Raw genomic sequence first — 14,601 nt, forward strand, 5'->3', positions numbered from 1 at the left:
GTATGCCGCAGCTATGCGCGTTGAAGCGATGCGAAACTGCATGAGCGGTTTCGCGACCGCAAGGGCCTATACGAAGCAGAGTGACAGCGGCTCGGCGATATAGGCCGGTTTTTCCGAGCCTTCGATTTCCAGGGTGGCGGTGGCCTTGAGCAGCCATTGGCCAGGTTTCTTCTCGGTAACGTCCACCAGGTCGACCTTGAGCCGGACCTTGGAACCGACTTTCACTGGCTGGATGAAGCGCACGCTGTCCAGCCCGTAGTTGATCACCATCTTCACCCCCTCAGGAAGGAGCAGGATGTCTTCCATCAGCTTGGGCATCAGCGACAGCGACAGGAACCCGTGGGCGATCGTGCTGCCGAACGGGGTCTGCGCGGCGTTGACCGGATCGACGTGGATGAACTGGAAGTCGCCGGTGGCTTCGGCGAACAGGTTGATACGCCCCTGGTCGATGGTCAGCCAGTCGGAGTATCCAAGTTCCTTGCCGACATAATCCTTGAGCTCTGCAACGGGAACGTAGGGCATTGAGACTCTCCTGGGGTCATCTGTTCTATTTTTCTGGAACGGGGATCTGTGTCCCCGCAAACCACTGTAGATCAACATGACCGGCGGGGCAGGTCATCGACCATGCTTTTTACGAATGCCGACCCATAGCGCGGGCGTGTTTATAATGCGCGCGCATGCTTGAACACGTGTTACAGGGGAGAGAACGGATGTTGCTACGGGGCCTGACCTGGCTGGTGCTGTTCCAATTGCTGGGCACCGCCATCAATCATTTGTTCCTGCCGATCCTGCCGGGACCGATCATTGGGCTGCTGCTGTTGCTGGGCTATCTGATCGTCCGTGGCGAAGTCAGCGAGCCGTTGAACCTTGCCGCTGGCAGCCTGCTGCGTTATCTGCCGTTGCTGCTGGTGCCGCCGGCGGTGGGCGTGATGGTCTATGCCCGGGCGATCGCTGCCGACTTCTGGGCCATCGTTGGCGCGCTGGTGTTGTCGCTGGTGCTCTCCGTGGCGCTGACGGGCGTGCTGATGCAACGTTTGGCCCGGCGCCATATCGTCGAGCCGGAGGATGCCCGATGATGTTCGATTGGCAGGGGGCCTGGACGTCGGTGATTCACCATCCACTGTTCGGCATCGGCATTACCCTGGGCGCCTACCAGTTGGTGCTGGCGGCGTACGAAAAGACCCGTTGGGTGTTCCTGCAGCCGGTATTGATGTCGATGGTGCTGTTGATTGTCGTGCTGGTCGGCTGCGGCATCAGCTACGCGGAATATCGCAAAAGCACCGAAATCCTCAGCATTTTGCTGGGCCCCGCGACCGTGGCGTTGGCGGTGCCGTTGTACCTGAACCTGCGGCGAATCCGCCAATTGTTCTGGCCGATTTTTACTACGCTGGTGATAGGCGGGGTGTTTGCCACCGGCTCTGCGGTGGTGCTGGGCTGGGCTTTTGGCGCCGAGCACATGATTCTGATGACCATGGCGCCGAAATCGGTCACCTCGCCGATCGCCATGCTGGTGGCCGAGCAGATCGGTGGCGTGGCGGCGATGGCGGCGGTGTTCGTGCTGATCACCGGGGTGCTCGGCGCGATCCTCGGCCCGAGTATTCTGACCCGGCTCGGTGTCCATAGCCCTGAGGCCCGGGGCATCGCCTTGGGGCTGACTGCCCATGCGGTGGGTACGTCGGTGGCCTTGCAGGAAAGCGAGGAGTCCGGTGCCTTCGCGGCGCTGGCGATGAGTCTGATGGGCGTGGCCACGGCGGTGCTGCTGCCGCTGGTGGTGTCGATGACGGTCTAAGGAACAGGTTATGAGCTTGCCGCTTTTCCCATTGAACACCGTGCTGTTTCCCGGTTGCATCCTCGACCTGCAGATATTCGAGGCGCGTTACCTCGATATGATCGGGCGCTGCATGAAAAAAGGCGAAGGCTTCGGGGTGGTCTGCATCCTTGACGGCGAAGAGGTCGGTATCGCGCCCGACGGTTATGCCCGGGTGGGCTGCGAGGCGCTGATTACCGACTTCTCCCAGCAGGACAACGGCCTGCTGGGGATTCGTGTGCAAGGCGGCCGGCGCTTTATCGTGCATGCCAGCAGTGTCCAGCCGGATCAACTGACTGTCGCTGAAATCGAGTGGCTGGAAGACGAACCGGAGCAACCGCTGCAGGACGAGGATGCCGACCTGGTGGCGCTGCTCAGGGCCCTGGCGGAACACCCGATGGTCGAAGCGCTGAACATGGGCACCGAGGCCACCGGTCAGCAGTCACTGGCCAATCAATTGGCTTACCTGCTGCCGTTCAACGAACTGGACAAGATCGACCTGCTGCAGCTCGACGACCCGCAGCAGCGCCTGGATGCGATCCAGGCCTTGCTGGATGAGTTGCAGGGTGAGCTGTTTGCCTAAGGTGCTTATACCGTCAGATCAACGCGGACCTCTGTGGGAGCGAGCCTGCTCGCGAAAGCGGTGGATCAGCTGGCGGATGTGCTGAATGACACTCCGCTTTCGCGAGCAGGCTCGCTCCCACAGGTTGGGGCGGCGTCTGCGCTTTAGTAGGCATACCGCAACATCGCATGCGGCAGGTGCCGCAGGGCGAAGAAGCTGAACGCCGCCGCCAGCGCCGGCAGGACCAGCCACCAGACTTTCGGCGACATGGCGCGCAACGGTTCCTGGCGCTGGCTCAGCCACAGGACAGCGGCGCAGACCGTGGCGGCGAGCACGGCACCGGCGACAATGTCGCTCGGCCAGTGGGCGCCGAGGTACACCCGCGACAACGCAATCGCCAGCGCAGGTAACGAGCCGAGCAGTAGCCAGGTCAGGCGCAGGCGCGGTGGTTGGCCGCGACCGGCCAGTATCGCCAGGCTCAGGAACAGGGCGAAAGCGCCGGAGGCGTGGCCGCTGGGCATGCTGTAGCTGGTCAAGGGTTCGCTGAGGATCTCAGGGCGCACGCGGGCGAAAAACAGTTTCAAGCCAGTGTTGGCCAGGGCCGTAAGCAGCATCGTGCCGCCGGCAAAGATTGCCTGCCGCCATTGTCGTGCAAACAGCAGCAACACGGTCACCAGGCTGCAGACGATCAACATGTAGCGGAATTCACCGATCAGCGTGAACGTCACGGCGATCTCGTCCAGGGTCGCGCTGCGATGCTCCTGCACCAGGGTCATCAGGCCCTGGTCGAAGGCTGTGAGGTAACGAAAGCCGACAAACAGGCCGATCAGGATCGCCAGACCGACACTTGCGATGATCGCTGAGGCATGGCGATGACGCCGCAGGCTGCTGTTGACACTCAGCCCGAGCATCACGGCGATGCTGCCGATGACCACGCCGGCCTGCGGCCAGAAACCTTCGGGCAACGGCAGGCGGAACGCCGCGCCGGTGGCCCAGCCCGGCAGCAGGTAGGCCACGGTCCAGCCTGCCGCGGCGAGCACGCTGACGGCGGCAAAACGCGGGAACGGCATGTCGCACATCCCGGCTACCATCGGCAGCATCGGCCTCAACGGGCCGATAAACCGCCCCACCAGCAGGCTGGCGATGCCATAGCGCTGGAAGTAGCTCTCGGCCGCGCTCATCCATTCCGGATGTTGCCGCAGCCCCGGCAGGCGCCGGATGTTCTGGTGGAAATGCCGGCCGAGGAAATAGGACACCAGATCTCCCAGCAGTCCCCCCAAAAGGCCTAGCAGCAATGTCTCGCCCAGGGACAAAGCGCCGCTGCCGGCCAGCACCGCAATCGCGAATAACAGCACGGTGCCCGGCACGATCAACCCGGCGATGGCCAGGCATTCAATACAAGCAACGACAAACACCGCCACCGCCAGCCATTGCGGGTTGACGGTCAGCCAGCCGGTAATGCTATCGAGCCAAGGGCCCATAAGGACAACTCCATTTATTGTTCAAACCGCATGTTTTTTTACCGTAGGAGCGAGCCTGCTCGCTCCCACAAGGTTATTCCGGGTGTAACCAAAATCCGCGTCCACTGAAGATTCAATGTGGGAGCGAGCTTGCTCGCGAAAGCGGTGTATCAGTCAACATCAATGGTGCAAGGACTGTCCTCTTCGCGAGCAGGCTCGCTCCCACAGGGCAAATTGTCGATTCAGGAAAGCAGAAAATAATCCCGTCCCTCGACCTGTCCGCGTCGCAACGGGTTGCGGGTGCACCATGGCGCGTAGGCGGCGTCGACGAAGCGGTAAAGCAGGTGCTCGTCTCGTCCCAGCGGGATGCCCAGGCGAGTGGTCTGGATCACATTGATCGTTGGCACCCCCACATCCTCCACCAGCAGCCGTTCAGGGTCGAAGCGTCTGGCGTCCCAGTCCGGCACTTTCAGGCCCAGCGCCTTGCACAGCAAGGTCTGTCCGGCACAAAGTTTCTGCGGCGTGCGTGGCCGGCCTTGGGCATCGGGGTTGTTCAACAACATCTGCGCCAGGCTTGCCGGGCCGCTGATGGCGTCCACCCAGGGATACGCCGATTTGATCAATACGGCATTGCCCGGGCCTTGGGCGCTGAAATTCAGCGAATCGCCGCCCCGCGCGTAGTACATATAGATGTGGCCACCATCCAGAAACAAAGCCTTACGCTTTTCCGTGTAGCCCAACGAGGCGTGGCTGCCCTTTTCGGCGAAGTAGTACGCTTCGGTCTCGATGATCCTCGCGCTCAGCCACAGGTCGCCAACCTTGTGGCGAATCACCTTGCCCAGCAGATCCTTGGCAAGCTCCTGGGCGTCGCGATCAAAAAAAGCGTGTGGCAAAGCAGTGGGCATCGGAGGCGAATCGGTCATGGTCATGGACGGAACAGGGCCAAAAGTAGCGAGATGATAACAATGGAAAGCTTAATTACCGCTGAACATTCACGGAAACACTAGCGATTCATGCCGGTTTTGCTTCTCCGCCGGTCACCGCTGTCAGTCCATGCTGTTAGTCGCGGGTTACGACAGCTATAATCTGCCGCTTTCCTCTTTGCCAAGACCACACAGACCATGACTGAGTCCGTTCTTGACTACATGACCCGCCTGGGTCGCGCCGCCCGCGAAGCGTCGCGCATCATCGGCCGTGCCAGCACCGCGCAGAAAAACCGCGCCCTGCAGGCCGCCGCCAATGCGCTGGACGCTGCGCGCGCCGAGCTGTCCGCCGCCAACGAGCTGGATCTGGCCGCCGGCCGGGCCAATGGGCTCGAGCCGGCCATGCTCGAACGCCTGGCGCTGACTCCGGCACGCATCGACGGCATGATCGTCGGTCTGCGTCAGGTGGCGGCTCTGCCGGACCCGGTCGGGGCGATTCGCGACATGAGCTATCGGCCGTCGGGTATCCAGGTCGGCAAGATGCGCGTGCCCCTGGGTGTGGTCGGGATTATCTACGAGTCGCGGCCGAACGTGACCATCGACGCCGCGAGCCTGTGCCTGAAGTCGGGTAACGCGACCATCCTGCGCGGCGGTTCCGAGGCGATCCATTCGAACCGTGCGATTGCCGCCTGCATCCAGCGCGGGCTGGCCGAAGCCAACCTGCCGGCAGCGGTCGTGCAAGTGGTGGAAACCACCGACCGCGCCGCGGTCGGCGCGTTGATCACCATGCCCGAGTTCGTCGACGTCATCGTCCCGCGTGGCGGCAAGGGCCTGATCGAACGGGTCAGCCGCGACGCCCGCGTACCGGTGATCAAGCACCTGGACGGCATCTGTCATGTCTACGTCAGCGCCCACGCCGAATTGCCCAAGGCCCAGCGCATCGCCTTCAATGCCAAGACCTACCGTTATGGCATCTGCGGCGCGATGGAGACCCTGCTGGTGGACCAGGCCGTCGCCGGGGATTTCCTGCCATCGATGGCGGCCCAGTTCCGCGAAAAAGGCGTCGAGCTGCGTGGCTGCGAGCGCACCCGGGCGATCATCGAGGCCGCAGTCGCGACGCCAGAGGACTGGGACACCGAGTACCTCGCGCCAATCCTGTCGATCCGCGTGGTGGACGGGCTGGACCAGGCCATCGAGCACATCAATCGCCACGGATCCCACCACACCGATTCCATCGTCAGCGAGCACCAGGGCGAAACCCGGCGCTTCGTGGCTGAAGTGGACTCGGCGTCGGTGATGATCAACACCCCGACCTGTTTTGCCGACGGCTTCGAATACGGATTGGGTGCCGAGATCGGCATTTCTACTGATAAGCTGCACGCCCGTGGCCCGGTGGGCCTGGAAGGCCTGACCTGCGAGAAGTACATCGTGGTCGGCGACGGCCAGTTGCGCGGACAGGAGCCAGCCTGACTTGGGCGACCTCGACCCACTGGCCTCCATGACTACGCCCGCTGTGACGGCGACCGCGCCAAAGCGCATCGGTATCCTGGGCGGTACGTTCGACCCGGTGCACATCGGCCATTTGCGCGGTGCGCTGGAAGTCGCCGATGCCCTGGCCCTCGATGAGCTGCGCCTGACGCCCAGCGCCCGGCCACCTCATCGGGATACGCCGCAGGTGTCGGCGCAGGATCGCCTGGCGATGGTCGAGTGCGCGGTGGCCGGTGTGGCGCCGTTGGTGGTGGACGCCCGCGAATTGCAGCGGGACAAACCGTCCTACACCATTGATACCCTGGAGCTGATGCGCGCCGAGTTGGCCGCCGATGCCCAGGTTTTCCTGCTTCTGGGCTGGGACGCATTTTGCGGCCTGCCCACTTGGCACCGCTGGGAAGAGTTGCTCCAGCATTGCCACATCCTGGTGCTGCAACGCCCGGATGCCGACAGCGAACCGCCGGATGCCTTGCGCAACCTGCTGGCGGCGCGCTCGGTGAGCGACCCGCTGGCCCTCAAGGGGCCGAGCGGACAGATTGCATTCGTCTGGCAGACGCCGCTCGCGGTATCCGCCACCCAGATCCGTCAACTGCTGGCCAGCGGTAAGTCGGTACGTTTCCTGGTGCCCGACGCGGTCCTGGCCTACATCGATGCGCACGGTCTGTACCGTGCGTCGAACTGAACAAGGCGTGCTCCGCCGACACGAATCAACGTGTACCGAAGCGCCCGAACATACGAGCAAAACGAGTTTTATATGACTGACAAAGACCTGAACAAAGTAAAGCGCAAGGGCACTTTCAAGAGCGCCCCGCTGCCGGTAGAAGCGCCAACCGGCGTGGCGCTGGTCGGTGAAGAACTGGTCAAGGTGGCCGTGGCGGCCCTGGAAGACGTCAAGGCCCAGGACATCCAGGTGATCGACGTTCGCGAAAAGCAGAGCATCACCGACTACATGATCATCGCCACCGGTACTTCGAACCGCCAGATCGGCGCGATGCTCGACAAGGTCCGCGAAGCGGTAAAGGCCCAGGGCGTCAAGCCGTTGGGCGAAGAAGGCAAGGGCGACAGCGACTGGGTCCTGCTGGACATGGACGACGTCATCGTGCACATGATGACCGCCTCGGCGCGCCAGTTCTATGACCTGGAGCGCCTGTGGGCCGGTGCCGAGCAGAGCCGTTCGGCCAGCGCCGCGCACCACAGCCCGGAAAACACCCATGAGCACTTCACCAAGCTCAACAAAGACCAGCAATAAGGGATCGCTGTGCGACTGCGCCTGATCGCCGTCGGTTCTCGCATGCCCAAGTGGGTGGAAGAAGGCTGGCATGAATATGCCAAGCGTCTTCCGTCCGAGCTGGCTTTGGAACTGGTGGAAATTCCGCTCAATACCCGCGGCAAGAACGCCGACGTGGCGCGCTTTATCCGCCAGGAAGGTGAAGCCATGCTGGCCAAGGTCGGGCCGAACGAGCGCATCGTCACACTCGAAGTTCATGGCAAGCCCTGGAGTACCGAGCAACTGGCGGTGGAGCTCGATCGCTGGCGGCTGGATTCGCGCACGGTCAATTTCATGGTCGGCGGTCCGGAAGGGCTGGCGCCGGAAGTCTGCGCCCGTGCCGATCAATGCTGGTCGTTGTCGCCCCTGACGTTGCCGCATCCGCTGGTGCGGATCCTGATCGGTGAACAGTTGTATCGTGCCTGGACAGTCCTGTCCGGGCACCCTTATCACAAGTAATCCTGCCCTCATGCCTCAGCCGATCCGCATCAAGGACCACGAAAAAGACGCCCGCCTGGTGCGGGGCCGCGTCGTGTTCGGCGCCATTACGGTGGTCACGCTGATCGGCGTGCTGATCGCGCGGCTGTATTTCCTCCAGGTGATCCAATACGAGTACCACTCGACCCTGTCGGAAAGTAACCGCGTGCATGTGCAGCCGATCCCGCCGACCCGCGGGCTGATTTTCGACCGCAATGGCGTGGTGGTGGCCGATAACCGGCCGAGCTTCAGCCTGAGCATGACCCGCGAGCGGTCCGGTGACTGGCAGAAAGTCCTCGACGTGATCGTCGAAGTGCTGCAACTGACCCCCGAGGACCGGGCGATCTTCGAGAAGCGCATGCGCCAGGGCCGGCGCCCCTTCGAGCCGGTGCCGATCATGTTCGAGCTGACCGAAGAACAGATTGCCCTGATCGCGGTTAACCAGTTCCGCCTGCCGGGCGTCGAGGTGGTGGCGCAGTTGGTGCGGCATTATCCCCAGGGGCCGCACTTCGCCCACTCGGTCGGCTACATGGGGCGGATCAACGAAAAAGAGCTCAAGACCCTCGACCCGGTCAACTACAGCGGCACCCACCATATCGGCAAGACCGGCATCGAGCGCTTCTACGAGGCAGAGCTGCACGGCCAGGTCGGCTACGAGGAGGTCGAGACCAACGCTCGCGGCCGCGTGCTGCGCGTGCTCAAGCGTACCGACCCGATTCCAGGCAAGGACATCGTCCTGAGCCTCGACATCAAGTTGCAGGAAGCCGCCGAAGCGGCGCTGGGTGGACGACGTGGCGCGGTGGTTGCGCTGGACCCGAACACCGGCGAGGTGCTGGCGATGGTCAGCCAGCCGAGTTTCGACCCGAACCTGTTCGTCACGGGCATCAGCTTCAAGGCCTACGCCGAGCTGCGCGATTCCATCGACCGGCCGTTGTTCAACCGCGTGCTGCGTGGCCTTTATCCGCCGGGTTCGACCATCAAGCCGGCCGTGGCGATTGCCGGGCTGGATGCCGGAGTGGTGACCGCGTCGAGCCGGGTTTATGACCCGGGTTATTACCAATTGCCCAACTACGACCACAAGTACCGTAACTGGAACCGCACCGGTGACGGCTACGTGGACCTGGAAGCGGCGATCATGCGGTCCAACGACACCTACTTCTATGACTTGGCCCACAAGCTGGGGATCGATCGGTTGTCGTCCTACATGAACAAGTTCGGCCTTGGTCAGAAAGTCTCCCTGGATATGTTCGAAGAGTCTCCGGGCCTGATGCCGTCCCGGGAATGGAAGCGGGCAACCCGCCGCCAGGCCTGGTTCCCCGGCGAAACCCTGATCCTGGGGATCGGCCAGGGCTACATGCAGGCCACGCCGCTGCAACTGGCCCAGGCCACGGCGCTGGTGGCGAGCAAAGGCAAATGGTATCGGCCGCACCTGGCGAAGACCATCGAAGGCCAGAAACCGGTGGACCCGGACCCGATGCCGGACATCATCCTGCGCAACCCGTCGGACTGGCAGAAGGTCAACAACGGCATGCAGCAGGTCATGCACGGCGCCCGGGGCACCGCGCGCAAGGCGGCCATCGGCGCGCAATACCGCATCGCCGGCAAGAGCGGTACCGCCCAGGTGGTAGCGATCAAGCAGGGCGAGAAGTACGACCGCTCCAAGGTCCAGGAACGCCATCGCGACCATGCCTTGTTCGTTGGCTTCGCGCCCGCCGAGAACCCGAAGATCGTCGTGTCGGTGATGGTCGAGAACGGCGAATCCGGTTCCGGCGTCGCCGCGCCGGTGGTGCGCCAGATCATGGACGCCTGGCTGCTGGATGAGCACGGCCAGCTCAAGCCCGAATTCGCAAGCCCCATCAGCGCGGAGGCTACGGCCCGTGAAGAATAATTTCGACCGTATCCTCTCCAGCGAAGATGTGATGCGCCGTCGCGCCACCTTGCTGCAGCGCATGCACATCGACGGTCCGTTGCTGATCCTGTTGCTGACGCTGGCCGCCGGCAGCCTGTTCGTGCTGTATTCGGCCAGTGGCAAGAGCTGGGACCTGCTGGCCAAGCAGGCCACCTCGTTCGGCATCGGCCTGGTGTCGATGATCGTCATCGCCCAGCTCGAACCACGGTTCATGGCGCGCTGGGTGCCGCTGGCCTACGTGGTCGGCGTGGGTTTGCTGGTAGTGGTCGACATCATGGGCCACAACGCCATGGGCGCCACCCGCTGGATCAACATCCCCGGGGTGATCCGCTTCCAGCCTTCGGAATTTCTCAAGATCATCATGCCGGCGACCATTGCCTGGTACCTGTCCAAGCGGTCCTTGCCGCCGCAGCTCAAGCATGTGTGTATCAGTCTGTTGCTGATCGGCATTCCGTTCATTCTCATCGTCCGCCAGCCGGACCTCGGCACCTCGCTGCTGATCCTCGCCGGGGGTGCGTTCGTGCTGTTCATGGGCGGGTTGCGCTGGCGCTGGATCCTCAGCGTGATCGCTGCCGCCGTGCCGGTGTCGGTGGCCATGTGGTATTTCGTGATGCACGACTACCAGAAGCAGCGGGTACTGACCTTCCTCGACCCGGAAAGCGATCCGCTGGGCACCGGCTGGAACATCATCCAGTCCAAGGCCGCCATCGGTTCCGGCGGGGTGTTCGGCAAAGGCTGGCTGATGGGCACCCAGTCGCACCTGGACTTTTTGCCGGAAAGCCACACCGACTTCATCATCGCCGTGATGGGCGAGGAGTTCGGCCTGGTGGGCATTTGCGTGCTGTTGCTGATCTATCTGCTGTTGATCGGGCGCGGGCTGGTGATTACCGCCCAGGCCCAGACACTGTTCGGCAAGTTGTTGGCGGGCAGCCTGACCATGACGTTTTTTGTTTATGTTTTCGTCAACATCGGTATGGTCAGTGGCCTGCTGCCGGTGGTGGGAGTGCCGTTGCCGTTCATTAGCTACGGAGGAACTTCGCTGGTGACGCTACTGTCAGCGTTTGGGGTTTTGATGTCGATCCATACGCATCGCAAGTGGATCGCGCAGGTTTGAATAAGGTGAAGAGTTCAATGCAAGCAATGCGTGGCTGGTCGACGCGATATGCGCCGTGGGTCGGCCTGGTCGGCTTCCTGGGCTGTGCGCCGCAGGCCCTGGCCGGCGAATACGAAGGCTCGCCGCAGGTGGCCGAATTCGTCGGTGAGATGACTCGCGACTACGGTTTTGCCGGCGAACAGCTGATGGGGGTGTTTCGCGAGGCCGAGCGCAAGCAGTCGATCCTCGACGCGATTTCCCGGCCCGCCGAGCGGGTCAAGCAGTGGAGCGAGTACCGGCCGATGTTCATCACCGAGGCGCGTATCGCCCGGGGTGTGGACTTCTGGCGCCAGCACGAAGCCGCCCTGGCCCGCGCCGAGCAGGAATATGGCGTACCGGCCCAGATCATCGTATCGATCATCGGCGTCGAGACCTTCTTCGGCCGCAACACCGGGAATTTCCGGGTGATCGACGCCTTGTCGACCCTGGGTTTCGATTACCCGCCGCGCGCCGAGTTCTTCCGCAAGGAGCTACGCGAATTCCTCCTGCTGGCCCGCGAAGAGCAGGTCGATCCGCTGACCCTCAAGGGCTCCTACGCCGGGGCCATGGGCTTGCCACAATTTATGCCCAGCAGTTTCCGCGCCTATGCGGTGGACTTCGACGGCGACGGCCACATCAATATCTGGACCAACCCGACCGATGCCATCGGCAGTGTTGCCAGTTATTTCAAACGGCATGGCTGGGAGGCCGGCGAGCCTGTGGTCAGCCTTGCGGACGTGCGTGGCGACCAAGTGGACCAAGGCCTGACCACGGGCATCGAGCCGACAAAAACCGTCGGGGAGTTGCGAGCGCTGGGCTGGTCGAGTCATGATGCGCTGCGTGACGACATGCCGGTCACCGCGATGCGCCTGGAAGGCGAGCAGGGCCCCGAATACTGGATGGGCCTGAAGAATTTCTACGCGATTACGCGTTATAACCGCAGCGTGATGTACGCCATGGCCGTATATCAACTGTCTGAAGAGCTGGTCAAAGCACGGGGCGTCAAATAATGCGGGCAATGCCTACCTATCAACCCCTGAAAGCCAGGCCCCTCAAGCTGGTGGCATTGGCGGCGCTGTCTTTGCTGGTCGTGAGCTGTTCGACCAGTCGCGCACCGACCCAGAAAAGTCCCAACGTCGTGCGGGCCACACCGGGCCTGGACATCAACCGGGCCCACAAGGATGGCGCGCCGTGGTGGGATGTCGATGTCTCGCGCATTCCCGACGCGACACCGACCCTGCACACCGGCCCCTACAAGGCCAATCCATATACGGTGCTGGGCAAGACCTATTTCCCGATCGCCGAATCCAAGCGCTACGTCGCTTCGGGCACGGCGTCCTGGTACGGCACCAAGTTCCACGGCCAGAACACCGCCAATGGCGAGGTCTACGACCTGTATGGCATGAGCGCCGCGCACAAGACCCTGCCGCTGCCCAGTTATGTGCGGGTGACCAACCTGGACAACAACAAGAGCGTGATCCTGCGGGTCAACGACCGTGGGCCGTTCTATTCCGACCGCATCATCGACTTGTCGTATGCGGCGGCGAAAAAGCTCGGTTACGCTGAAACCGGCACCGCCCGGGTCAAGGTCGAAGGCATTGATCCGCAGGAATGGTGGGCCCAGCGTGGCCGTCCGGCGCCTTTGATGCTCAACGAACCAAAAGTGGCGCAAAATGCCGCGCCGACCGTGACGGCCTCCACCGGCACGGTCGAGCAATGGACCCCGCCGCCGCAGCAACACGCCGCGGCCGTGGTGCCGGTGCAGATCGATGCAAAAAAAAACGCTTCTGCAACAGCGTCTGGCCAGTATCTGCAAGTGGGCGCATTCGCCAACCCGGACGCTGCAGAACTGTTGAGGTCGAAGCTGAGCTCGATGGTCAGCGCGCCGGTGTTCATCAGCTCGATCGTGCGCAACCAGCAGACCCTGCATCGGGTGCGCCTGGGGCCGATCGGTTCTCCGGGTGAGGTCCAGCAGGTACAGAATAGCGTACGCCTGGCCAATCTCGGTTCGCCGAGCCTGGTCACGTCCGAATGATTGATTGAGGGCCCGCTCGTGGTTTGGGCGGGTCAGGTTGTTGGCTCCACGAATAACAAAAGCCCGGCAGGGGTTGTGAGTGAGCAACTTAAATACGCGGCAGCTCGAGGGTTTGTATGAGAAGTCGCCGAGCGGCGATCAGGCAAGGCGAAAACAGGCGAGGAAGCGGAGTTGACTGGTTGTCAATGAGCATTCCGAGCCTGTTTTCAACGCAGCATGATCGTCGCGCAGGCACTTTTCATACAAAGCCTAGAAAGCGGCCTGTTTAGTTTTTGCCTACGGGCAGTCCCATTAGCGATTTCGAGAGACGGATGAACATCACCACCTTTGCCAAACGCCTTTGCCTGCTAGTCCCGCTGCTTCTCTCTCCGGCCGCGTTCGCGGTCGAGATGATGCCTTCGCCTCCGCAACTGGCGGCCAAAGCCTATGTCCTCATGGATGCCAGCAGCGGCAATGTGCTGGTAGAGAACAATGGTGACCAGCGCCTGCCACCGGCCAGCCTGACCAAGTTGATGACCGCGTACATCGCCACGCTGGAGATCCGTCGCGGCCAGATCGGTGAGAACGATCCGGTGACCGTCAGCGAAAACGCCTGGCGCACCGGCGGTTCGCGGATGTTCATCAAGGTCGGCTCGCAAGTGACCGTCAGCGACCTGCTGCACGGCATCATCATCCAGTCCGGCAACGACGCCAGCGTCGCCCTGGCCGAGCACATCGCCGGCAGCGAAGACGCGTTCGCCGACATGATGAACAAGACGGTCGCCGACCTGGGCATGACCAACAGCCACTTCATGAACCCGACCGGCCTGCCGAACCCCGAGCATTATTCCTCGGCTCACGACATGGCGATCCTGGCCCGGGCAATCATCCACGAAGACCCTGCGCATTACGCCATCTACTCCCAGAAGGAATTCTTCTGGAACGGCATCAAGCAGCCTAACCGCAACCTGTTGCTGTGGCGCGACAAGACCGTCGATGGCCTGAAGACCGGCCACACCGAGGAGGCTGGCTACTGCATGGTGTCTTCGGCGGTTCGTGACGGCATGCGCCTGATCGCCGTGGTGTTCGGCACCAACAGCGAAGTGGCCCGCGCCGCCGAGACCCAGAAGCTGCTGACCTACGGTTTCCGCTTCTTCGAAACCCAGACCTTCTACCAGAAGGGCACCGAACTGGCCCAGGCCCAGGTATGGAAAGGCACCAGCAACCAGGTGAAAGCCGGCCTGGCGCAGGACCTGACCATGACCTTGCCTAAAGGCCAGCTCAAGAAGCTTGCCGCCAGCATGACCATGAACCCTCAGCTGACCGCGCCTATCGCCAAGGGTGACGTGATCGGCAAGGTCGAAGTCAAACTGGACGACAAGGTGGTGCACAGCGCCGACCTGATCGCGCTGGACGCGGTTGAGGAAGGTGGTATTTTCCGCCGCATGTGGGATAGCATCCGTCTATTCTTCTACGGCTTGTTCAATTGATTTCGAGTGTTGACCTGCATGGCCCCGTTCCTTTCCGGTGCGGGGCCATGTTCGTTATCACGGCTTGCGAGG

Annotated in this window: 15 protein-coding genes; 12 read left to right on the top strand and 3 right to left on the bottom strand. The window is 62.5% G+C overall.

Going from position 1 to position 14,601, the window contains the following annotated elements; genetic code table 11:
• Positions 1-66: 66 nt before the first annotated feature.
• Positions 67-522: a MaoC family dehydratase gene (locus J3P89_RS03290; protein ID WP_434696711.1), complete on the bottom strand. Its 456-nt coding sequence runs from the start codon at positions 520-522 to the stop codon at positions 67-69.
• A 188-nt stretch (positions 523-710) separates the two neighbouring features.
• Between J3P89_RS03290 and J3P89_RS03295 the strand changes: the two genes are divergently transcribed.
• The 3 genes from J3P89_RS03295 to J3P89_RS03305 are packed head-to-tail and all read left to right on the top strand — an operon-like array spanning position 711 to position 2,390.
• Complete coding sequence (locus J3P89_RS03295; RefSeq protein ID WP_434672891.1) at positions 711-1,076, top strand: CidA/LrgA family protein; 366 nt, start codon at positions 711-713, stop codon at positions 1,074-1,076.
• A complete protein-coding gene (locus J3P89_RS03300) occupies positions 1,073-1,789 on the top strand; it encodes an LrgB family protein (protein WP_305498569.1) in 717 nt (238 codons plus the stop codon). The genes J3P89_RS03295 and J3P89_RS03300 overlap by 4 nt, the downstream gene beginning before the upstream one ends.
• A 10-nt stretch (positions 1,790-1,799) precedes the next feature.
• Entirely contained in the window at positions 1,800-2,390 is a 591-nt protein-coding gene (locus J3P89_RS03305; RefSeq protein ID WP_434571597.1) for an LON peptidase substrate-binding domain-containing protein, read from the top strand.
• Positions 2,391-2,533: 143 nt separating this feature from the next.
• Here J3P89_RS03305 and J3P89_RS03310 read toward each other — a convergent pair whose 3' ends face one another.
• The gene (locus tag J3P89_RS03310) at positions 2,534-3,850 is read right to left on the bottom strand and encodes a bifunctional DedA family/phosphatase PAP2 family protein (protein WP_434627950.1); all 1,317 of its coding nucleotides are present in this window, start codon (positions 3,848-3,850) and stop codon (positions 2,534-2,536) included.
• A 221-nt stretch (positions 3,851-4,071) separates the two neighbouring features.
• On the bottom strand, positions 4,072-4,752 hold the full coding sequence (locus J3P89_RS03315) for a DNA-3-methyladenine glycosylase (RefSeq protein WP_434696712.1): 681 nt from the start codon (positions 4,750-4,752) through the stop codon (positions 4,072-4,074).
• A gap of 198 nt (positions 4,753-4,950) precedes the next feature.
• Here J3P89_RS03315 and J3P89_RS03320 point away from each other — a divergent pair, with 198 nt between their 5' ends.
• The 9 genes from J3P89_RS03320 (at position 4,951) to J3P89_RS03360 (ending at position 14,529) form a co-directional block, all read left to right on the top strand.
• Positions 4,951-6,222 carry a glutamate-5-semialdehyde dehydrogenase gene (locus tag J3P89_RS03320; RefSeq protein ID WP_434601921.1) on the top strand — a complete coding sequence of 424 codons (1,272 nt, stop codon included), beginning with the start codon at positions 4,951-4,953 and terminating at the stop codon, positions 6,220-6,222.
• A 28-nt stretch (positions 6,223-6,250) separates the two neighbouring features.
• A complete protein-coding gene (gene nadD, locus J3P89_RS03325; RefSeq protein ID WP_434574088.1) occupies positions 6,251-6,922 on the top strand; it encodes a nicotinate-nucleotide adenylyltransferase in 672 nt (223 codons plus the stop codon).
• A 72-nt stretch (positions 6,923-6,994) separates the two neighbouring features.
• On the top strand, positions 6,995-7,489 hold the full coding sequence (gene rsfS / locus J3P89_RS03330) for a ribosome silencing factor (protein ID WP_434571605.1): 495 nt from the start codon (positions 6,995-6,997) through the stop codon (positions 7,487-7,489).
• A gap of 9 nt (positions 7,490-7,498) precedes the next feature.
• A complete protein-coding gene (gene rlmH, locus J3P89_RS03335) occupies positions 7,499-7,966 on the top strand; it encodes a 23S rRNA (pseudouridine(1915)-N(3))-methyltransferase RlmH (protein ID WP_434696713.1) in 468 nt (155 codons plus the stop codon).
• A 10-nt stretch (positions 7,967-7,976) separates the two neighbouring features.
• On the top strand, positions 7,977-9,872 hold the full coding sequence (mrdA, locus tag J3P89_RS03340; RefSeq protein WP_305498579.1) for a penicillin-binding protein 2: 1,896 nt from the start codon (positions 7,977-7,979) through the stop codon (positions 9,870-9,872).
• 31 nt (positions 9,873-9,903) lie between these two features.
• Entirely contained in the window at positions 9,904-11,007 is a 1,104-nt protein-coding gene (rodA, locus tag J3P89_RS03345) for a rod shape-determining protein RodA (RefSeq protein ID WP_305501174.1), read from the top strand.
• Positions 11,008-11,024: 17 nt separating this feature from the next.
• Entirely contained in the window at positions 11,025-12,035 is a 1,011-nt protein-coding gene (mltB, locus tag J3P89_RS03350; protein WP_434696715.1) for a lytic murein transglycosylase B, read from the top strand.
• Positions 12,035-13,060 (top strand): septal ring lytic transglycosylase RlpA family protein, encoded by a 1,026-nt coding sequence (locus J3P89_RS03355; protein WP_434696716.1) that lies wholly within the window; start codon positions 12,035-12,037, stop codon positions 13,058-13,060. The genes mltB and J3P89_RS03355 overlap by 1 nt, the downstream gene beginning before the upstream one ends.
• A gap of 311 nt (positions 13,061-13,371) precedes the next feature.
• A complete protein-coding gene (locus tag J3P89_RS03360; RefSeq protein WP_434571608.1) occupies positions 13,372-14,529 on the top strand; it encodes a D-alanyl-D-alanine carboxypeptidase family protein in 1,158 nt (385 codons plus the stop codon).
• Positions 14,530-14,601: the final 72 nt, after the last annotated feature.

Origin of the sequence: Pseudomonas sp. Z1-14 (genome assembly GCF_051132005.1) — a bacterium.
In the GTDB taxonomy this organism is placed as follows: Bacteria; Pseudomonadota; Gammaproteobacteria; order Pseudomonadales; family Pseudomonadaceae; genus Aquipseudomonas.